The organism is Kribbella sp. NPDC026596 (genome assembly GCF_040638415.1).
In the GTDB taxonomy this organism is placed as follows: Bacteria; Actinomycetota; Actinomycetes; order Propionibacteriales; family Kribbellaceae; genus Kribbella.
The window spans coordinates 43,248-63,082 of sequence record NZ_JBEZYF010000052.1 but is presented as its reverse complement, the minus strand read 5'-3'; the positions used below and the strand labels follow the sequence as shown (position 1 = coordinate 63,082).

Sequence of the window (19,835 nt, the reverse complement as noted above, 5' to 3'; positions counted from 1 at the left end):
GTCGGCGCCAAGCTCGGCTTCGAGAGCGCCGCGAAGGGCTCGGCAGTCGCGAGCAGTCCGCTCGCCGACTACGGCGTGAGCGGAATCGGCAATTCACAGGTGTCCGGTGCGCTGGCCGGAATCATCGGCGTACTGGTCACGATCGTCGTCGGCCTGGCGATCGCCAAGCTGGCCTCCCTCCGCACCAACAAAGCATCGTGAGTGGTGACGGCCTCCTCGTAGCGGCGGACAGCCAGGTCCACCGGGTCCCGGCGCAGGTGAAGCTGGTCGCCTTGTTCGTCTTCGTCCTCGCCGTCGTGTCCACCCCGGCGTCCGCCTTCTGGGCCTTCGGCCTGTACGCCGTGATGCTCGTGGCGGCCGTCGTCGTCGCCCAAGTGCCTGCGCTGGTGGTGTCCCGGCGGCTCGCCGTGGAGACGCCGTTCATCGTGTTCGCGTTGCTGCTGCCGTTCGTCGCCACCGGGCCGACCGTGACCGTGCTCGGCGTGGAGTTGTCGGAGTCCGGCGTACTCGGTGCGTGGAACGTGCTGGCCAAGGGCACGCTCGGGGTCGTCGCGGCGATCCTGCTGTCGGCCACCACCGCGCCGCGTGACCTGCTCGCCGGCCTGGAGCGGCTGCGACTTCCGGCCACGCTCGTGGCGATCCTGTCGTTCATGGTCCGGTACCTGAGTGTGGTGTCGGACGACCTGCACCGGATGCGGATCGCGCGGGAGTCGCGTGGGTACGCCGGTGGGCGGGCCGGTCATCTGAAGGCGGTCGCCGGGGGAGTGGGGGCATTGTTCGTGCGCAGCTTCGAGCGAGGTGAGCGGGTGCACCTGGCGATGCGGTCGCGCGGGTACACCGGCCAGATGCCGCTGCTGAGCGTCGCGGGTGCGTCTCGTGCGCAATGGCTGCAGGGCATGACGATCTCCCTGGCAGCCGTGCTGATCGCAGTCGCGGCTAGGGTGGTTGCCTTGTGAGCGGTCCTGCGATTCATGTCGAGCGACTGGTGTTCGCGTATCCCGATGGGCGGCAGGCGCTGTTCGGGGTCGACTTCACCGTTCAGCGTGGTGAGCGGGTCGCGTTGCTCGGGCCGAACGGCGCGGGCAAGACGACGCTCGTCCTGCACCTGAACGGGATCCTCGGCTCGGTGGCCGGCGGTACCGGCAGCGGGCGGGTCGAGATCGGCGGGACAGGGTTGCACCGCGAGCATCTGGCCGTCGTACGGCGGAAGGTCGGGCTGGTGTTCCAGGACCCGGACGACCAGCTGTTCATGCCGACGGTCCGCGACGACGTGGCCTTCGGACCGGCGAACCTCGGCCTGCGTGGGTCCGAGCTCGACGATCGCGTGCAGGAGGCGCTCGTACAGGTCGGGATGCAGGACCACGCGGACCTGGCGCCGCATCACCTGTCGTTCGGTCAGCGCCGGCGCGTGGCGGTCGCGACCGTACTCGCGATGCGGCCGGAGGTGCTCGTCCTCGATGAGCCGTCGAGCAATCTGGACCCGGCGGCCCGGCGGGAGCTCGCGGACATCTTGTCCGGGCTGGACGTGACGTTGCTGATGATCACGCACGACCTGCCGTACGCGCTGCAGCTGTGCGAGCGCAGCCTCCTGATGGACGGCGGCCGAATCGTCGCCGACGGCAAGACCCGCGACCTCCTCGGCGACGCCGACCTGATGTCCGCGCACCGCCTCGAGCTCCCCTACGGCTTCAACCCGCTCTCTGTCCCCGGCCCCGAACGCTGATCACGGACTGGTGATGATCTCCTCGGCCGGGACCGGTTGAGGAGCGGTCTCGAAGGCCGAGCGTAGGCGGCTGCGGGAGGCGGTGAGGTGGGCGTGCATGGCGCGGTCCGCGGCTTCGGTGTCGCGTTGGCGGATCGCCGTGACGATCAGGTCGTGCTCCTCGAGGGCCTCCTCGGTCACCCGGGAGTCGCGGAGTAGCCGGAACAGCTGCAGGTGGCAGTGCAGCTTGGCGAAGATCTCGCCGAAGTAGCTGTTCCCCGTCGCGGCGATGATCGCCTGGTGGAACTCGGCGTCCTTGCGGGCGAAGGCGCCGTACGACATCGTGCCGGCCTGGTAGCGGGCCTGTAGATCGGCGGCGATGCCGGCGATCTGCTCGACCTCGACCCGCTGGTGCCGGCCGGCCGCCAGACCCGAGCAGTACGGCTCGATCAGGAACCGCGCCTCGAAGAGATCCTCGAACCGCTCCGGGGTCAGCTTCGGGCTGGCGGAATATCCGATCAGATGTGTTTTGGTGACCAGGTCCTCGGCCTCGAGCCGGTTCAGCGACTCCCGGACCGGCGTCTGGGAGACCCCGAGCCGGCGGCTGAGCTCGTCGACCCGGATCCGCTCACCGGGCTGAATCGTGCCGTCCAGGAGGAATGCCTGCAGTTGCTCGTAGACGACGTCACTCATCCGAGTGCGTCCGGGACGCTCGGTACCGCGTTGGCTCATGAGGTGTCCATCCGATCGGCAGAATCTGTGAATTCGTATACACAGACCATTGCAAATCCTATCTGATCTGATCTAGCCTCCAAAAACCTGCAAGGTCAACCCCGGGATGGCCGCGATGCGCACAGACCTCGCCACAGCACAGTCCCTGGCCGAACAGCTCCTGGTCTCCGCGGGAGTGCCGGCCTCCGCCGCTACTCTGCAAGCCGAACTGCTCCTCGTCGCCGAGGCGAAGGGAGTGCCCTCGCACGGCCTGCTCCGGCTGCCGAGGCTGCTCCGCCGACTGAGGAACGGGACGGCGAGCCCGACGAACACGGGCAAGCACGAGTGGCTCAGCCCGTGCTACCTGTCCGTCGACGGCGAGCAGGGCCTGGGTCCGGTGGTCGCGCACCGCGCCTTGGCGGCCGTCGTTCCGGCGGCCGAGCGTCATGGCGTCGCGGTCTGCTCGATCACGAACAACAACCACCTCGGCATGCTCGGCTTCTACGCCGGCCGGATCGCCGAGCGCGGCCTGGTCTGCCTCGGTATGACGACCAGCGAGGCATTGGTTCACCCGTGGGGTGGCACCGAGGCGATGCTCGGGACGAACCCGCTCGCCCTCGGCGTCCCCGCGCAGCCGCATCCGCTGGTGCTGGACATGGCGACGTCGCAGATCTCGATGGGCAAGGTCCACGACCACGCGCTCCGCGGCGTACCGCTCGAGCCAGGTTGGGCGCTGGATGCCGCCGGTCACCCGACGGTGGACCCGGTGGCGGCCAAGTCCGGCTCGATCGCACCGTTCGGGGGACCGAAGGGCTACGGGCTCGGGCTCGGGCTGGGCGCGATGGTCACCTTCCTGACCGGCGCCGCGTACGGCACGGCCGTCGGCGGGACGCTGGACGACACCCGCCCGAGCAACAAGGGCGACCTGTTCATTCTGATGAGCGGCGCCGGCCACTCCGCCTCCGAGTACCTCGACCAGGTACGCCGTAGCCGGCCCGCCGACCCAGGCACGCCGGTGGCGGTTCCTGGTGACGGCGCCCGGGCCCGCTACCAGGAGTCGGTTGCTGAAGGCATCGACATCGCCGACGACCTGTGGCGCGAGCTGACCGCCCTGACCGAGGCAGCACACCCCGAAGCAGTTCTGGCCGACTGATCCCCGCCCCACGACCGGACAAGGACCCTGCCACGATGACGATCACCCCTGCCTCCTTCGGCGTCCAGCGAGCCCCTCGCACTGTGGTCTTCGGCGCCGGCCAGCGCACGTTGCTCGGCCAGTACGCCGCGGAGTACGGGCGCAAGGCGCTCGTCTGCACGGATCAACGGCTGGCGGCTTCGGCCGAGTTCGACGAACTACTCAGCGATCTGAAGGATCACGGCCTGGAGGTGACCGTCTGGTCCGAGACCGAGGCCGAGTTGCCCGCCGCCGGGATCGAGGCCTGCTACGCCGCGACCAGGGACGAAGGCATCGAGTTGGTCGTCGGCATCGGCGGCGGCAGTTGCCTGGACATGAGCAAGGCGATCGCCCTCCTGCTGACACACGGCGGCCCACTCGACCAGTACTACGGCGAGAACGCCGTACCCGGACCGGTGATGCCGATCATCGCCGTGCCCACGACCGGGGGAACAGGCTCGGAGGTCACCCCGGTCTGCGTCCTCAGCGACAGCCACCGTGAACTGAAGACCGGTATCTCGTCCGCGCACCTGATCCCGATGGTCGCGATCTGCGATCCCGAACTGACCTACACCTGCCCACCCGGCCTGACCGCGAGCGCCGGCGCGGACGCGGTCTCGCACCTCGTCGAGTCGTTCACCGCGATCCAGCGGCCGGCGTCCGCGCCGGGCGAGAACCGCGTCTTCGTCGGCAAGAATGTGATCAGCGATTCCTATGCCCGCTGGGGTCTCGCCCTACTCGCCGAGGCGCTGCCGGCAGCCTTCGAGAACCCGGGCGACGCACAAGCGCGAGCGGACGTGATGCTGGCGGCGAACGCCGGCGGGTACGCCCTCGGTGTCGCCGGAACCGCGGCGGCGCACGCGCTCCAGTACCCGCTCGGCGCCCTGACCCACACCGCTCACGGCCTCGGCGTCGGCGTACTCCTCCCGTACGTGATGCGTTACAACGCTCCCGCCCGGGTCGCGGAGTTCGCCGAGATCGCGACCATCTTCGGCGTACCGGCGTCCGGTGGTCCAGAGGACCGGGCCGTGGCCGGCATCGAGGCGGTCGAAGGCCTGCTCGACCGGATCGGTATCCCGCCGACGCTGAAAGAGCTCGGCCTCACCGAAGACCAACTGTCGTACATCGCGTCCATGGGCCTGAAGTCGGCCCGGCTGGTCGACAACAACCCCCGTCCGCTCGATGTCGACGCGCTGACCGAGATCACTCGGGCCGCGTACGCCGGCGATCGCAGCAACCCGTTCTGACCCGGACTCTCACCGGGCGTTTGGAGCACACCAGATGATCTCTCCGCACGATCTGTTCATCGATGGTCGGTGGCGGCCCGCCAGTGACGGTCAAAGGTTCGCCGTGCATGATCCGGCCGACGGGTCCGAGCTCGCCAGGTTCGCGGCGGCCACCGAGGCCGATTGCCTGGCGGCCGTGGACGCCGCGGCGGACGCGCTGGCCGGCTGGGCGGCGACCCCGCCGCGGCAGCGCTCGGAGCTCCTTCGGGCCTGCTTCGACGTCCTGACCGCCGAGCACGAGCAGTTCGCCGCCATCATCGTGGCCGAGAACGGCAAGGCCTGGGCCGACGCGGTCGGTGAGGCCACCTACGCGGCCGAGTTCTTCCGCTGGTTCGCCGAGGAGGCGGTCCGGATCGGCGGTGACTTCCGGCTCTCCCCGTCGGGCGACAAGACGATCGTGGTCCGGCGCGATCCGATCGGGGTGTCGGTACTGATCACGCCGTGGAACTTCCCGGCGGCGATGGCGACCCGCAAGATCGCGCCGGCGCTGGCGGCCGGGTGTTCGGTGGTGCTCAAGCCGGCCAGCCAGACTCCGCTCACGGCCGCGTACGTCGTCGACGTATTGCGCCGCGTCGGTGTGCCGGCGGGTGTCGTGAACCTGGTGACGCCGGTGCCGGCTGGTCCGGCGGTGAGCGCGATGCTGCACCATCCCGCCGTACGCAAGTTGTCCTTCACCGGCTCGACCGAGGTCGGCCGGGTGCTGCTGCGGGAGGCCGCCGACCAGGTGGTCAGCTCGTCGATGGAGCTCGGCGGGAACGCGCCGTTCGTCGTCCTGCCCGGTGCCGACCTGGACGCCGCGATCGAGGGCACGATGGTCGCGAAGATGCGCAACGGCGGATCGGCCTGTACGGCGGCCAACCGGTTCTACGTGCACGACTCGCTCGTCGAGGAGTTCACCACCCGGATCACCGTGGCGATGAAGGAACTCGCGATGGGCCCGGGTGCCGACCGGTCGAACGACCTCGGTGCCCTGGTGTCACCCGAGGAACGTGACAAGGTCGCCCGGCTGGTCGAGCAGGCTGTCGCGGACGGCGCCGAGCTGACTCTGGGTGGCGAGTCCTCCGGGGTCGGCGCGTTCTACCCGCCGACGGTGCTCACCGGCGTACGGCACGGCAGCGAGATCAACCAGATCGAGATCTTCGGCCCGGTCGTCGCGATCGTGTCCTTCAGCGACGTCGACGAGGCGATCGCGATGGCGAACGACACCATCTACGGCCTGATCGCCTACGTGTACGGCGATCCCGCGCAGGCCCTCGCGGTCGCGCAGAAGATCGACGCCGGCATGGTCGCGGTCAACCGCGGCGTACTGAGCGATCCCGCGGCCCCGTTCGGCGGGACGAAACAGTCCGGGCTGGGTCGCGAAGGCAGCTCCGAAGGCATCCTCGAATTCCTCGAGGAGAAGTACATCGGGATCGAGGTGTGACCGATGGTCAACGCAGTCCTTCCTTCCGTCAAACCGCCCGACGTCGAGGGCGGACCACCGGCCCGCAAACGGGTCAAGGTCAAACCGAAGCGGCAGAATCTGGCCGGCTGGCTGTTCGTCGGACCGGTCATCTTCGGGGTGCTGTTCTTCCAGCTCCTACCGGTCGCGGCCTCTCTGGTGGTGTCGCTGACCAACTGGTCCGGGCTGAACGCACCGAAGTTCCTCGGCCTGGAGAACTACAAGGAGCTGTTCACCGCCGACGACACGTTCTGGCCGTCACTCAAGAACACGGTGATCTTCACGCTGGTCGTCGTCGTACTGACCATCTTCATCGGGCTCGGTCTCGCCGTCCTGTGTAACCAGAAGATCAAGGGCATCGGCATCTTCCGGACGCTGTACTACTCGCCCGCGGTCACCAACGTCGTCGCGATCGGCTTCGTCTGGTTCTGGCTGTACAACCCGGACAACGGTCTGTTCAACTCCACCTTGAAGACGATCGGCATCGACGGGCCGGCCTGGCTGTCCGACACCAAGACCGCGCTGATCGCGGTGATCATCGTCGCGCTCTGGCAGGGCGTCGGCTACCCGATGGTGATCCTGCTGGCCGGGTTGCAGAGCATCGACCAGTCGCTGATCGAAGCGGCGACGGCGGACGGAGCGTCGGCCTGGCGGCGGTTCTGGTCGGTGGTGTTCCCGCTGCTGACGCCGAGCCTGTTCTTCCTCACCATCACGCAGTTCATCACCTCGTTCCAGGTGTTCGGGATCATCTACGTGATGACGTCCGGCGGGCCGAACAACGCCACCTCGGTGTTCATCTTCCAGATCTACGAGGCGGCCTTCGGGCACGGCCGGCTGGGGTACGCGTCCGCGATGGGCTGGGTGCTGTTCGTCATCGTCGGTGTCGTCACCGCAATCCAGTGGAAGATGGAGAAGCGGTGGGTGCACTATGACAACTGAGGCTCTCCGGATCCCGGTGAACCGGCCACCGAGGCACATCCCGCGCCGCGCCGTACTGATCGTCGTACTGCTGTTCTTCGCCGTGGTGTTCGCGATGCCGCTGCTCTGGATGATCAGCGCATCGCTCAAGCCGGAGAACGAAGTACTGCAGTCGCCGCCGACGTTCGTCCCTTCCACCTTCCAGTGGGCCAACTACTCCCAGGCCGCCGACGGGCTGCTGCCGTTCTTCCTGAACAGCTGCAAGCTGGCCGCGCTGAACGTCGGTTTCCTGCTGCTGTTCGCGTCGCTGGCCGGGTACGGCTTCGCCCGGCTGAACTTCGCCTTCAAGAACCTGGCCTTCGCGCTGTTGTTGTCGACGGCAATGATCCCGGGCATCGTCTACCTGGTCCCGCAGTACATGCTGTTCCGCGAGATGGGCTGGATCGACACCCACTACCCGCTCTGGATCCCGAACGTCCTGACGCCGGTCTTCGGCACGTTCCTGCTCCGGCAGGCGTTCCGCGGCGTCCCGATGGAGCTCGAGGAGGCGGCCAAGCTCGACGGCGCGTCCACCTTCGGCACCTTCTGGCGGATCATGCTGCCGCAGGTGAAACCGGCCCTGGCCGCGGTCGGCGCGCTGACCTTCATGGGCTCGTGGAACGACCTGTTCGGGCCGCTGATCTTCCTCAACTCGACGCGGTTGCAGACGATGCCGATCGCGCTCGCGCTCTTCAAGGGCGAGTACTTCACCCAGACCAACCTGATGATGGCCGCCGCGACGCTGACGATCCTGCCGCCGCTGCTGCTGTTCCTGATCGCCCAGAAGTACTTCGTCCAAGGCATCACGATGTCCGGCCTGAAAGGTTAGCCATGCGGATCACCCGGATCGAATCGATCATCCTGCTCGACAAGCTCCACATCGTGAAAGTCCACACCGACGAAGGGTTGGTGGGCGTCGGCGAGGTCAGTCCGATGAACGCCCACGTCTCCCACAGCGTCATCGAGCAGGCGCTGGCGCCACTGCTCGTCGGCGAGGAGGCGACCGACATCGAGCGGCTGTGGCGCCGGCTGTACACGAAGCCGTACAAGCTCGGCCCCGGCGGCGCCCAGCTGAACGCCATTGCCGGGATTGACATCGCCCTGTGGGACCTGCTCGGCAAGGCGGCCGGACTCCCCACCTACAAGCTGCTCGGCGGCAAATACCGCCCGAGCGCGAAGGTCTACGCCAGCTCGATGGCCCGCGGGATGACCCCGCAGCAGGAGGCCGAGCGCGCGCAGTCCTTCCAGGAGAAAGGCTTCCACGGCTACAAGATCCACTCGTCGACGCCGTGGATGCACGACGACGGCTTCGACCAGACCATCGCCACCGTGACCGCGGTCCGCGAACTCGTCGGGGACGACTTCCCGATCCTGGTCGACGTCAACAACGCGTACTACGAACACACGGCGATCAAGCTGGCCCACGCGCTCGAGGACCTCGGCGTGTGGCACTTCGAGGAACCGCTCGCCGCCCACGACTACACGGCGTACGGGCGGCTTGCCGACGCGGTCGACATCCCGATCGCGGCGGGGGAGCAGGAGTACACCACCTGGCAGTTCCGCGACCTGATCCTGACCGGGCGGGTCGACATCCTGCAGCCCGACGTCATCAAGTGCGGCGGCATCACCGAGTTCAAGAAGATCGCCGTCCTCGCGGACACCTTCACCAAGCCGATCACCGTGCACAACACCCAGCAGACGATCGGTACGTCGGCGCACGCCCACCTCTGGGTCAGTACGCCGTCCTGCGTCTACCCGCAGGAGTACAACATCGAGCACAACCCGATCCTCGACGACGTGCCGATCTGGCAGAACCCGCTCGTCCCGGTGAACGGCGAGATCACGCCGTGGGAGCTGCCCGGGCTGGGCGTCGAGCTCGACGACGACGCGGTCGCCAAGCTGCGCACCAACTGATCCCCTGACAGAACAGGAACGACCATGACCGCATCACAGATTTCCCGCAGATCGGTACTCAGAGGCCTGGGCCTGGCCACCGGAGCCATCGCGGTCGGCGCACCGCTGTCGGCCTGCGGTGGCAACGGCAGCGGGGGAGGCGGCGGTGGCAACGCCTCCTTCCTGACTTGGGACACCAACAGCGGTACGCCGCTCTACACCGTCGCGGAGAACTGGGCCAAGAGCGCCGGCAAGACGCTCGACATCCAGTCGGTGCCGGGCGACGACTACGACACCAAGCTGCGCACCGTGCTGTCGTCGGGTGCCGCTCCGACGGCGATCAGGATCAACGACGACTACGTGAAGGGGTACTACGCGGAGGGCTCGCTGCTCGATCTGCGTCCGTACCTGGAGAAGGACGGGATCAAGGCCGAGGACTACTTCCCGGTCGCCTTCAACTTCCCGAAGCAGGAGGACGGCGCGCACGCGGCCTGGCCGATCATGACCAACCCGGGCGTCATCTACTGCAACACCGACGCGTTCGCCGAGGCCGGCGTCGAACTGCCGCCGAAGGACTGGGCCAAGAGCGGCTGGACCTGGGACGACTTCCTCGACGCGGCGAAGAAGCTGACCAAGCCGAACGGCGAGCGCTGGGGAGCACTGGTGTTCCCCGACACCTCGCTCGAGACCGTCTTCCCGGTCAGCAACGGCGGCGACGGCATCTACTCAAAGGACGCCAGCCGCTTCACGCTCGCCGAGCCGCAGGGCGCCGAGGCGGTCCAGTGGGTCGCCGACCTCGCCCTGGTTCACAAGGTCCACCCGGACTTCGCCACCGTCACGGCCGGCCGCCAGACGCCGAACTGGGCACTGGCTCAGCTCGGCACCGGCAAGGTCGCGATGCTGCTCTCGCTGACCAGCGGCATCCCGTACCTGCGCTCGAACGCGAAGGTGAAGTGGGATATCTTCCCGACGCCGATGAAGGCCCGCCGTACCACGGTGAACACGATGACCGTCCTGGCGATTCCGAAGCAGTCGAAGGACCCCGACGCGGCCTGGGACTTCCTCAAGTACTGCGCCGGAGGCGACGCGGCGAAGCTGCTCGCGCAGTCCCGTGGCTTCATGCCGGTCGCCAAGAGCTCATCGTCGCTGTTCGTGCCCGATGACAAGGGCCCTGCCAACCTCGCGCTCGTCACCGAGGCGCTGGACAACGCGGTGAACGAGAACTTCAGCCGCTACATCGAGCGGGCCCGGACCATCTACCGCCCGGTCCTCGACGACGTCTGGAGCGGCAAGCAGACCGCGGCCGCGGCTCTGGGCAGCGTCAAGCAAAAGGTCGAAGACATCCTCGCGGGCAAGGGGTGACATGAGGATCAAGGAGATCAGCGTCGAGATCGTGTCGGAGCCGAAGGCTCACGCGGTCCGGGACGCGATCCAGCTGCTCGATCGTAACGGGCAGACCCGGGTGCGGATCGACACGGACGAAGGCGTGAGCGGCGTCAGTACGACGTACTTCGGCCGGGTGGCGAGCTCGCCGGCGGTGCTCGCCAAGATCATCACCGAGCAATTGGCGCCCGCGATCGTCGGCGAGGACCCGACGATCATTCGCGGGATCCGGCAGAAGCTGCAGACGCTGACCGACTACCAGGGCACGGCCGGGCTGTCGTCGTACGGCATCTCGGCGATCGATCTGGCGTTGTGGGACCTGCTCGGCAAGTCGCTGGACGTGCCGGTGTGGAAGCTGCTCGGAGCGCAGCGCACCGCGATTCCGACGTACGCGATGGTGGGTTGGCTCGAGCTGGACGTCACGGGCCTGGAGACTGTGGCGGCCAAGGCGATGGAGCAGGGTTTCCGCGGTGTGAAGATGAAAGTCGGGGGCGGACCGCTCACCGAGGACGTCCGCCGGATCAAGGCGGTACGCGCGGTGATCGGCCCGGACGCACCGCTGATGGTCGACGCCAACCAGGCCTTCGGGTACTCCGAGGCCCTGCGACGGGGACGTGTGTACGAAGAGCTCGACTGCCGGTGGTTCGAGGAACCGCTGCCGGCGGCCGACACCGATGGCCACGTCCGGCTGGCGGAGAAGCTGGACATCCCGATCGCCACCGGTGAGAACCGGTACGGACAGGCTGCCTTCCGCGATCTGATCGCTCGCGGCGGGGTAGGCGTCGTACAGCCGGATCTCAGGCGGGCCGGTGGGCTGACCGACTGCTTGGAGATCGGACTGATGGCTGCTGGGTTCGGCGTTCCGTACGCCTCGCACGGCGGTGGAGCACACATCCACGTGCTCGCCGCGCTGCCGAACACCATCTACGTGGAGAGCGGATTGCTGCCCGCGGACGGGCGGGTCCAACTGACCGACGGCTGCTACCCGTTGCCACCCGGCCCGGGCCTGTCGTCCTGGAACGACTAGCAGTTCAGTAACGCGGACAACCGGAATCGGCAACTGGCGGTGAATTTCTTACCAGACCCTTGCGTGTTACTGGCGAGTCAGCGAAGGTGACTTTGAGTGCCTCTGTCGACGCCCCTCGCACACGCGCTGTGCTGTCATGCACAGAAAGGCTGGTCCGCCGATGAAGTCCATCGCCAGTTTGCTCTCCGCCGCGGCCCTCGGCGCCGCGATGCTGCTCACCCCCGGCGTCGCCCACGCGGCGACGAACTACGTCGCCCTCGGTGACTCGTACGCCTCGGGCGTCGGCACCCGGACCTACATCTCCAGCAGTGGTTCCTGCCAGCGCTCGACCAAGGCGTATCCGTACCTCGACGCGGCCCGGATCGGCGCCACTCTCACGTTCGTGGCCTGCTCCGGCGCCCGCGTCGCCGATGTCACCGCCAACCAGCTCCCGTCGGTGACGAGCGCGACGAACATCGTCTCGGTGCAGGTCGGTGGCAACGATGCCGGGTTCTCCTCCGTCATCACCGAGTGCGCGAAGCCGTCCTGGCTCGGCGACTGCACCGGTGCGGTCGCCAACGCGCAGGCGATCATCAACAACACACTGCCCGGCCGGCTGAACGGTCTGTACTCCTCGATCAGGAGCCGGGCCGCGTCCGCCCGGGTCGTGGTGGTCGGGTACCCGCGGCTGTTCAACGGCACCGACTGCAACGCCGGCACGTTCTTCAGCCCGGACGAGATGACCCGGCTGAACGCCACCGCCAACCTGCTGAACTCGAAGCTCGCCGCCTCGGCGAGCGCGGCCGGGTTCAGCTTCGTCAACCCGACGTCGCTCTTCATCGGGCACTCCGTCTGCGGTAGCCCGGAGTGGATCAACGGCCTGTCGAACCCGGTCAGCGAGTCCTACCACCCGAACGTCACCGGCCAGGCCAACTACGCCAACCTGGTCCAGCCCGCCCTCGGCGGATAGCTGCCCACAGACCGCCCCGGCCGACCGGCCGGGGCGGTTTCGTGCTTTCGAGGTGCGGACCAGGCTGGTTCGTGGTGTCATGCTGGGGTGGCGCGGAGGTCTGTGGACTGGTTGCTGGCAGCCCGGATGCAGGCCAACTGCCTCGCGCGTCCGGTGAACGAGGCCGGCCCCGGAGGGGTGGCCGACGTCGTACGCCGGACGGGGGGACTGCAGGCTCAGACCTGGCGCGGCGCCACCCACGCCGTACGGGCGCGCTCCACCGCGACCACCTCCGCCGACGTCACCCACGCCCAGGAAGTCGACCGGTCGGTCATCCGGGGCTGGTTCATGCGCGGCACACTGCAACTCGTCACGGTCGAGGACGCCGGCCCACTGCTCGGCCTGCTCGGCCCGAAGTTGATCAAGGACACCGAACGCCGGTACGGCGAGCTCGGTCTGACCGAGGCGATCCGGGCGGAGGCTGCCGACCACCTCGAGGCGTATCTGGTCAGCCATGGACCGTCCACGCGCGCCGAAATAGCCGACGTACTGGTGCGTCGCGGACTGATCGTCGAGCCCAAAGGACAGGCGGTCTACGCCCTCATCCGGCACACCGGGCTGCTCGGCCGATTGTGTTACGGGCCGGGGACTGACACCTGGGTCGCCGTGAGCGAGTGGCTGGGAAAGCCGCTCGTGCAGGAGCGCGACCTCGACGCGTTGGCCCGGCGTTATCTGACCGCTTATGGACCGGCGACAGCGCAAGACTTCGCGACCTGGTCGGGCCTGGCGGTGCCGATCGCACGCCGCGGCTTGAAGGCGGCGGCAACGGTGACTGTCGAGGTTGATGGCGCTGAGTTCGTCGCCACCGAGGACCTGCCGGGGTGCCGGGACGTGCGGATGGTGGGGGAGTTCGACGCCTACCTGCTCGGCTACCGGGATCGGCGGTGGGCGCTGGCGGCGGAATTCCAGCAGCGCGTCTATCCCGGTGGCGGCATGCTCCGTCCAGCCGTACTGGAAGCCGGCCGGGTGATCGGCGCCTGGAAACACGCCGACCACTCCTACGAACTGTTCGACCGCAGTGCGCGGATGGACCTCACCGAAGAGCTCGCGGACCTGGTCCGATTCGGCGGTTGATCGTATATGCCTGGTCGGGTATATATGGAGTCATGACCGAGACCTTGAGCACCGAGAACGGGCGGACCGTGCTGCGGATGCGGCGGGAGCTGCGGCATCCGGTGGCGAAGGTCTGGCGGGCGATCACCGAGCCGGGACAACTGGCCGGGTGGTTCCCGGCCGCGGTCGAGTTCGACCTGCGGCTGGACGGGCCGGTGAGGTTCACCTTCGAGAACGACCCGGAGGCGCCCGTCGACCTCGAGACCAGTGGCGTGATCCGCGCGTACGAACCACCGAATCTCATCGAGTACACCTGGGGTGACGAGGTCCTGCGCTGGGAGCTGGTCCCGTCCTCCGACGGCTGCATGCTGAACCTCACCGCGACGTACGACGATCGCCCGGGGTCCGCGAGCTTCTCCGGCGGCTGGACGCTGTGCTTCGACGCGCTCGTACGGGTCCTCGGCGACTCGGTGCCCGAGAGGGATTACGCCGTACTGCATGAGCACTTCGTGAAGGTGTACGGGCTGGACGAAGGCGTGGTGACCGACGACTGCGGCGTACGGTTCGAGCGGCAACTGGTGAAGCCGAAGGAGACCGTCTGGGAGTTGCTCACCGGCGCGGGGACGACTGCCGCCGGGAGCCCGCCGCCGGCCGGGTTCGTTGCGAAGGGCATCGACCCGGGCCCGGTGACCGAGGTGGTGGCAGCCGAACGGCTCAGCTACCCGTGGTCGCAGGGTGAGGTGACCTGGTCGCTGCGGGACGGCAACGGCGGAGCCCGCCTGGTGCTCACCCAGACCGGCCCCGCCGCGGACTACCTCAGCACCTGGCACGACCTGATCGAGACCCTGACCGCCGAGTTGGTGCGCTAGGCAACGGCCCGCGGAGCGCCGACGTACGAGCGCAAGTGTTCGGCCGTGATCGTCGGGCTGCTCTCGACCAGATCGGCCGGCGTGCCGGTGAAGACGACCCGTCCGCCGTCGTGACCGGCGCCCGGGCCGATGTCGATCAGCCAGTCGGCATGGGCCATCACGGCCTGGTGGTGCTCGATGACGATCACCGTGTTGCCGTGGTCGACCAGTGTGTCGAGCATGCCGAGCAGTTGGTCGACGTCGGCCAGGTGCAGGCCGGTGGTGGGCTCGTCGAGGATGTAGATCGACCCGGTCTTACCCATGTTGATCGCCAGCTTGAGGCGCTGCCGTTCACCGCCGGACAGTGTGGTCAGTGGCTGGCCGAGGCCGATATAGCCAAGTCCGACCGTCGACAGCCGATCCAGGATCGCCCGTGCCGGGCCCTTGGTGAAGAACTCCCGCGCCTCCGTCACGGTCATCCGCAGCACCTCGCTGATGTTCTTCCCACGTAACCGGTAGGCGAGCACCTCGGCGGTGAACCGGGCGCCGTTGCACTCCTCGCAAGTCGAGGCGACCTCGGCCATCATCGCCAGATCCGTGTAGACCAGACCGATCCCCTTGCAGGTCGGACAGGCGCCGACCGAGTTCGCACTGAACAGGCCTGGCTTCACCTTGTTCGCCCTGGCGAACTCGGACCGGATCGGATCGAGCAGTCCGGTGTAGGTCGCCGGGTTGCTGCGCTTGGACCCGCGGATCGGCTCCTGCCCGGCGATGATCACCCCGTCCCGGCCGGCCAGCGAGCCGTGGATCAGTGAGCTCTTCCCGGATCCGGCGACTCCGGTGACCACCGTGAGTACGCCGAGTGGGACGTCGACGCTCACGTTCCGCAGGTTGTGCAGGGTCGCGTTCTCGATGGAGAGCTTCCCGGTCGGACGGCGTACGTCGTCGCGCAGGCTGACCCGGTGATCCAGGTACCGGCCGGTCAGCGTGCCGGACTTGGTCAGGCCTTCGAGATCACCGGCATAGCAGAGTCGTCCACCGGCCAGACCGGCTCCCGGGCCGAGGTCGACGACGTGATCGGCGATCCGGATCGTCTCCGGCTTGTGCTCGACGACCAGAACAGTGTTGCCCTTGTCCCGCAGTTGCAGCAGCAGGTCGTTCATCTGCTGGATGTCGTGCGGGTGCAGACCGACCGTCGGCTCGTCGAAGACGTACGTGACGTCGCTCAGGCTGGACCCGAGATGACGGACCAGCTTGACCCGCTGCGCCTCGCCGCCGGACAGCGTCGACGACTCGCGATTCAGGCTGAGGTACCCGAGGCCGATGGTGACGAACGAGTCCAGCGCCTGCCGGAGTCCCTCGAGCATCGGGCCGACGCCCGGATGTTTGATCCCGGCAACGAAGTCGGCGAGGTCGCTGATCTGCATCGCCGAGCACTCGCCGATCGTGCGCCCGTCCACGGTGGTCGTCCGTGCCGCCTCGTTCAGGCGCTCGCCGTGACAGGCCGGGCAGGTCGTCTGGCGGATCGCGCGCTCCGCGAACGCGCGGGCGTGGCTCTGCATCGACTGTGGATCCTTGCCGAGGTACTGCCGCTTGATCTTGCTGATCAGTCCCTCGAAGGTCAGGTTGCTCTTGCCGACCTTGATCTTGGTCGGCTCCTGGTGGAGGAACTGCCGCCAGGCTTCGGCCGGGTAGTCCTTCAGCGGCAGATCCGGATCGAACAGGCCGGAACTCGCCATCAGCTGCCAGTGCCAGCTGTCGATCGCGTACCCGGGCGCCTTGATCGCACCCTGGTTGAGGCTCTTGTCCCGGTCGACCAGCTCGTCGAGGTCGAACTCGGTGGTGCGCCCGAGTCCCTCGCACTCCGGGCACATGCCCTCGGCCCGGTTGAAGCTGAACATGGACGGCGGTCCGACGTACGGCGTACCCGCGCGGCTGAACAGGACCCGCAGCATGGTGTGCGCATCGGTCGCGGTGCCGACCGTGGACCGGGCGTTCGCGCCGATCCGCTCCTGGTCGACGATGATGGCGGCGGACAGGTTCTGCAGAGAGTCCACGTCCGGCCGGCCGAGGCTCGGCATGAAGTTCTGGACGAACGCGGTGTAGGTCTCGTTGATCAGCCGCTGCGACTCCGCGGCGATCGTGTCGAAGACGAGGGAGGACTTGCCGGAACCGGAGACCCCGGTGAAGACGGTGAGCCGGCGTTTCGGGATGTCGAGGGAGACGCCGCTCAGGTTGTTCTCGCGGGCGCCTCGGACCTGGATGGAATCGTGACTGTCGGCAACAGGCATCCTTCAATTGTGACATTGAAGCAATCGTAGGAACTTTGCTCCGAATCCCAGGCTTGAAGGCGCCCGAAAAGCTTATACGCCCGACGAAGGTTTCCGGGCCTGCTCCGCGACCTCGTCGAGGAGTTCCTGCAGTTGCGCCGCGAGCTGCGTGCGGCCAGTGGGGGACAGCGAGGCCACCAGTTCGGACTCGCGCGTCAGCACCTGGTCGACGGTTCGCTCGATCAGCTCGTGGCCGGCCGCGGTGAGGGTCACCACCACGGCGCGGGTCCCGTCGCCGGCCGTCCGCCGAGTGACCAGGCCGGACTCTTCGGCCCGGGCGACCCTCTGTGAGATGGCGCCGGCGGTGACGAGAGTACGGCGGCTCAGCTCGCGCGTACTCAGCTCGTACGGCGCTCCGGCCCGGCGCAGCACGCTGAGCAGATCCAGCGTGGCCGGGTCCACGCCGAGGTCGGCGAGGAGCCGCCGCCGGTCGTCGGCGAACAGTTTCGCCAGCCGCCACAGGGGAGTGACGATCTCGATCGAGTCGGTCGGCGTACCAGGTCGTTCGCGTTGCCAGGCGCGGGCGATCTCCGCGGCGGGATACGGGCTCGGGCCGTCCAGGGGATAGGTGTCCGTCACAGCCAACATGCTACGTTTAGACCTAAACATTTAGACCTAAACGTGAGGATCTGACCGTGACGCGGATGATCGTGGTGACCGGGGGAGCGACCGGAATCGGGCGGGCGACCGCCGAGCGGTTCCGCGCGGACGGCGACGAGGTGGTGATCACCGGCCGCCGGGAGGACGTGCTGCTGAAGACCGCGGCCGACCTCGGAGCCAGGGGAGTGGTGTGCGACGCGACCGACCCGACGCAGCTCGAGCGGCTGCTCGACGTACTGCCGGAGCAGGTCGATGTCCTGGTCAACAATGCCGGTGGTAACACCGACTTCGGCCGGCCGGAGGGTGGCCTGAAGCAACTGAAGGCGAACTGGCTGGCCAACCTGGAAGCCAACCTGCTCAGCGCTGTCCTCACTACGACCGCTTTGGCACCTCGACTCACCACCGCGGTCGTGCACCTGGGCTCGATCGCGGGCGCCCGCGGCCCAGGATCGTACGGCGCTTCCAAGGCCGCGCTTGCCCTGTGGAACCAGGACGTTGCGGCCGATCTCGGACCGCGTGGGATCACCTCGAACGTCGTTGCCCCGGGCTTCACCGCGGACACCGAGTTCTTCCAGGGCCGGCTCACCGCGGCCCGGCGCGAGACGTTGCTCGCAGCAACGATGACGAAGCGCGAGGGGCAGGTGCAGGACATCGCTGCAACCATCCACTTCCTCGCATCCCCGGCCGCCCGGCACCTCACCGGCCAGGTCCTGCAGGTGAACGGCGGCGCGCTCATGACGCGCTGAATCCATGACAACGTCGCCAGGTGTGACAATGGGCGACATGCGTGCCACCGTCAAAGACGTCGCCAAGCTGGCCGGGGTGTCCCCGAAGACGGTGTCCAACGTGATCAACGGCGTCGTGTTCGTCCGCCCGGAGACGCGGGCACGGGTCGAGAGTGCGCTGGCCGAGCTCGACTACGTGCCGAACATGAGCGCTCGCGGCCTGCGCAACGGCCGGACCGGCATGATCGCGCTCGCGCTGCCCGACCTGCTCAGGCCGTACTCCGCGGAGATCGTCCACCTGGTCGTCGAGCTCGCCCACGAGCGCGGCTGGGGCGTGCAGATCGAGCAGACCGCGGCCGAGCCCAAGCGTGAGTTCGAGCTGTTGTCGAAGGCCCGCGCGTACCTGGTCGACGGCCTGATCCTGAACCCGGTGAACCTCGACGACAGCGCGGTCCTGTCGGCCGGACCGCTGCCGCCGCTCGTCCTGATCGGGGACGTCGACCAGGACCTGGTCAGTCAGGTCGCGATCGACAACGTCGCGGCCGCCCGTGATATGACCAAGTACCTGCTGTCGAAGGGCTGCCGCCGGATCGCGGCCGTCGGTATGCCGGAGGTCCCGCGCGGCTCGAGTGGCGCCGGCATCCTGGCCGGTTCGGCCGAAGGTCCCGGTACGGCGGCCTCCCGGTTGCGGGCTGCTGGTTACCGCCAGGCCCTCGAGGAGGCCGGCGTACCCATCGATCCCGCGCTCGAGATCGGGCTGGACCGGTGGCGGCCCGAGGGTGCTGCAACGGTGGTGGGGAAGTGGCTGGCCGAGCACGAGTTGCCGGATGCGTTCTTCTGCTTCACCGACACGGTCGCCTCGGGCGCGTTGTCGGCGCTGTGGAGCGCGGGGGTCGACGTACCGCGACAGACGCTGGTGGCCGGGTTCGACAACATCCTCGAGAGTCGGTTCATGATCCCGCCGCTGACGACCGTCGACTTCGACCGGCGGGCCTTCGTGGCGGCGGCGCTCGATCTGCTCGGTGAGCGGATGGCGGACAAGACCGCGGCACCGCGCCGGGTGATGATCCCGCATCAGATCATCGAGCGCGCCAGTACCACACGGTAACGGAGACCTTCCAAGAAGAGGACTTCGGTGGTCAGTAGGTCAGCATGGACAGCGGTTCCGGTACTCGGGATTCCGGTCACTATCCCTTGAATATGCCGTCACTCTCAGCAAGGGTTGGCTGATCACTTCCGCGTCGTTTCCGGGTGCGGGAAGGACGGGGAGGTGTGCGGTCGTCGCGTCGTACTGGCGTCCGCATCTACCGTCACTCGGGGGTAGTACCGATGAGAAGGGGGAAGTGTGTCAGCGATGACAAGGCTTGCCGAGCAGTGCCGTGATGTGAGGAGTCACGGCAACGCGGGACTCGGACGAGCCGCGATCCAACCGGCGGTGTGTACCGGCATCCACGAGGTGAGCTCGTCGATCCAGTCGGTCCGGCCGCGACGCGTGGCGGTGCTCAGACTGAGCAACGGAATGACCACCACGCTGCGACTCGGCGACGGTGCCCAGGCGCCGGAACGCGGTGCCACCGTGTTCGTCCGGGGTGGCCGGGGCATGGGTGATCAACCCGCCTCAGGTGGGGTCATCCTCGCGTCGAGCAGCCCCGACGGAACACGCACGGGCTGAGTCGGTGACTCGCCGGTCTCAGGTCCCAACGCCGAGCTGAGGCCGGCA

The 19,835-nt window shown here is 67.9% G+C and carries 20 protein-coding genes; 17 read left to right on the top strand and 3 right to left on the bottom strand.

The features are described 5' to 3' along the window. The 3 genes from AB0E63_RS33015 to AB0E63_RS33005 all read left to right on the top strand — a co-directional run. On the top strand, nucleotides 1–201 hold a 201-nt coding region (locus tag AB0E63_RS33015), incomplete at its 5' end, for a PDGLE domain-containing protein (protein WP_360374920.1). Continuing rightward, nucleotides 198–956 carry a cobalt ECF transporter T component CbiQ gene (gene cbiQ / locus AB0E63_RS33010; RefSeq protein ID WP_360374919.1) on the top strand — a complete coding sequence of 253 codons (759 nt, stop codon included), beginning with the start codon at nucleotides 198–200 and terminating at the stop codon, nucleotides 954–956. The genes AB0E63_RS33015 and cbiQ, both read left to right, overlap by 4 nt. Then, complete coding sequence (locus tag AB0E63_RS33005; protein ID WP_360374918.1) at nucleotides 953–1,723, top strand: ABC transporter ATP-binding protein; 771 nt, start codon at nucleotides 953–955, stop codon at nucleotides 1,721–1,723. Before cbiQ ends, AB0E63_RS33005 begins: the two co-directional genes overlap by 4 nt. Here the strand turns inward: AB0E63_RS33005 and AB0E63_RS33000 are convergent, their stop codons facing one another. Beyond that, a complete protein-coding gene (locus AB0E63_RS33000) occupies nucleotides 1,724–2,395 on the bottom strand; it encodes a GntR family transcriptional regulator (protein ID WP_360374916.1) in 672 nt (223 codons plus the stop codon). It abuts the gene before it with no gap. A gap of 154 nt (nucleotides 2,396–2,549) precedes the next feature. Here AB0E63_RS33000 and AB0E63_RS32995 point away from each other — a divergent pair, with 154 nt between their 5' ends. The 11 genes from AB0E63_RS32995 (at nucleotide 2,550) to AB0E63_RS32945 (ending at nucleotide 14,481) form a co-directional block, all read left to right on the top strand. Next, entirely contained in the window at nucleotides 2,550–3,566 is a 1,017-nt protein-coding gene (locus AB0E63_RS32995) for an Ldh family oxidoreductase (protein ID WP_360374914.1), read from the top strand. A gap of 35 nt (nucleotides 3,567–3,601) precedes the next feature. Then, entirely contained in the window at nucleotides 3,602–4,831 is a 1,230-nt protein-coding gene (locus AB0E63_RS32990; RefSeq protein WP_360374912.1) for an iron-containing alcohol dehydrogenase, read from the top strand. A 34-nt stretch (nucleotides 4,832–4,865) separates the two neighbouring features. Beyond that, complete coding sequence (locus AB0E63_RS32985; RefSeq protein ID WP_360374910.1) at nucleotides 4,866–6,293, top strand: NAD-dependent succinate-semialdehyde dehydrogenase; 1,428 nt, start codon at nucleotides 4,866–4,868, stop codon at nucleotides 6,291–6,293. A 3-nt stretch (nucleotides 6,294–6,296) separates the two neighbouring features. Beyond that, on the top strand, nucleotides 6,297–7,250 hold the full coding sequence (locus AB0E63_RS32980; protein ID WP_360374908.1) for a sugar ABC transporter permease: 954 nt from the start codon (nucleotides 6,297–6,299) through the stop codon (nucleotides 7,248–7,250). Beyond that, on the top strand, nucleotides 7,240–8,097 hold the full coding sequence (locus tag AB0E63_RS32975; protein ID WP_360374906.1) for a carbohydrate ABC transporter permease: 858 nt from the start codon (nucleotides 7,240–7,242) through the stop codon (nucleotides 8,095–8,097). The genes AB0E63_RS32980 and AB0E63_RS32975 overlap by 11 nt, the downstream gene beginning before the upstream one ends. Nucleotides 8,098–8,099: 2 nt before the next feature. Next, entirely contained in the window at nucleotides 8,100–9,182 is a 1,083-nt protein-coding gene (locus AB0E63_RS32970; protein ID WP_360374904.1) for a mandelate racemase/muconate lactonizing enzyme family protein, read from the top strand. 24 nt (nucleotides 9,183–9,206) lie between these two features. Then, nucleotides 9,207–10,523 carry a sugar ABC transporter substrate-binding protein gene (locus tag AB0E63_RS32965; protein ID WP_360374902.1) on the top strand — a complete coding sequence of 439 codons (1,317 nt, stop codon included), beginning with the start codon at nucleotides 9,207–9,209 and terminating at the stop codon, nucleotides 10,521–10,523. A gap of 1 nt (nucleotide 10,524) precedes the next feature. Next, nucleotides 10,525–11,571 (top strand): mandelate racemase/muconate lactonizing enzyme family protein, encoded by a 1,047-nt coding sequence (locus tag AB0E63_RS32960; RefSeq protein WP_360374900.1) that lies wholly within the window; start codon nucleotides 10,525–10,527, stop codon nucleotides 11,569–11,571. A 160-nt stretch (nucleotides 11,572–11,731) separates the two neighbouring features. Next, a complete protein-coding gene (locus tag AB0E63_RS32955) occupies nucleotides 11,732–12,520 on the top strand; it encodes an SGNH/GDSL hydrolase family protein (protein WP_360374898.1) in 789 nt (262 codons plus the stop codon). 102 nt (nucleotides 12,521–12,622) lie between these two features. Then, nucleotides 12,623–13,633 carry a winged helix DNA-binding domain-containing protein gene (locus AB0E63_RS32950; protein WP_360374896.1) on the top strand — a complete coding sequence of 337 codons (1,011 nt, stop codon included), beginning with the start codon at nucleotides 12,623–12,625 and terminating at the stop codon, nucleotides 13,631–13,633. A gap of 32 nt (nucleotides 13,634–13,665) precedes the next feature. Beyond that, entirely contained in the window at nucleotides 13,666–14,481 is an 816-nt protein-coding gene (locus AB0E63_RS32945) for an SRPBCC family protein (RefSeq protein WP_360374891.1), read from the top strand. Here AB0E63_RS32945 and AB0E63_RS32940 read toward each other — a convergent pair. Then, on the bottom strand, nucleotides 14,478–16,751 hold the full coding sequence (locus tag AB0E63_RS32940; protein ID WP_360374889.1) for an excinuclease ABC subunit UvrA: 2,274 nt from the start codon (nucleotides 16,749–16,751) through the stop codon (nucleotides 14,478–14,480). The two genes, AB0E63_RS32945 and AB0E63_RS32940, sit on opposite strands and share 4 nt — an antisense overlap. Nucleotides 16,752–16,823: 72 nt before the next feature. Then, the gene (locus AB0E63_RS32935) at nucleotides 16,824–17,369 is read right to left on the bottom strand and encodes a MarR family transcriptional regulator (RefSeq protein ID WP_360374887.1); all 546 of its coding nucleotides are present in this window, start codon (nucleotides 17,367–17,369) and stop codon (nucleotides 16,824–16,826) included. Between the two features lie 65 nt (nucleotides 17,370–17,434). On the opposite strand from AB0E63_RS32935, the gene AB0E63_RS32930 reads away from it, so the two are divergent. The 3 genes from AB0E63_RS32930 (at nucleotide 17,435) to AB0E63_RS32920 (ending at nucleotide 19,787) form a co-directional block, all read left to right on the top strand. After that, the gene (locus AB0E63_RS32930; RefSeq protein ID WP_360374924.1) at nucleotides 17,435–18,136 is read left to right on the top strand and encodes an SDR family oxidoreductase; all 702 of its coding nucleotides are present in this window, start codon (nucleotides 17,435–17,437) and stop codon (nucleotides 18,134–18,136) included. 37 nt (nucleotides 18,137–18,173) lie between these two features. Next, on the top strand, nucleotides 18,174–19,223 hold the full coding sequence (locus AB0E63_RS32925) for a LacI family DNA-binding transcriptional regulator (protein WP_360374885.1): 1,050 nt from the start codon (nucleotides 18,174–18,176) through the stop codon (nucleotides 19,221–19,223). Nucleotides 19,224–19,469: 246 nt separating this feature from the next. Beyond that, nucleotides 19,470–19,787, top strand: coding sequence for a hypothetical protein (locus tag AB0E63_RS32920; protein WP_360374883.1), 318 nt, complete (start codon nucleotides 19,470–19,472; stop codon nucleotides 19,785–19,787). Nucleotides 19,788–19,835 lie beyond the last annotated feature (48 nt).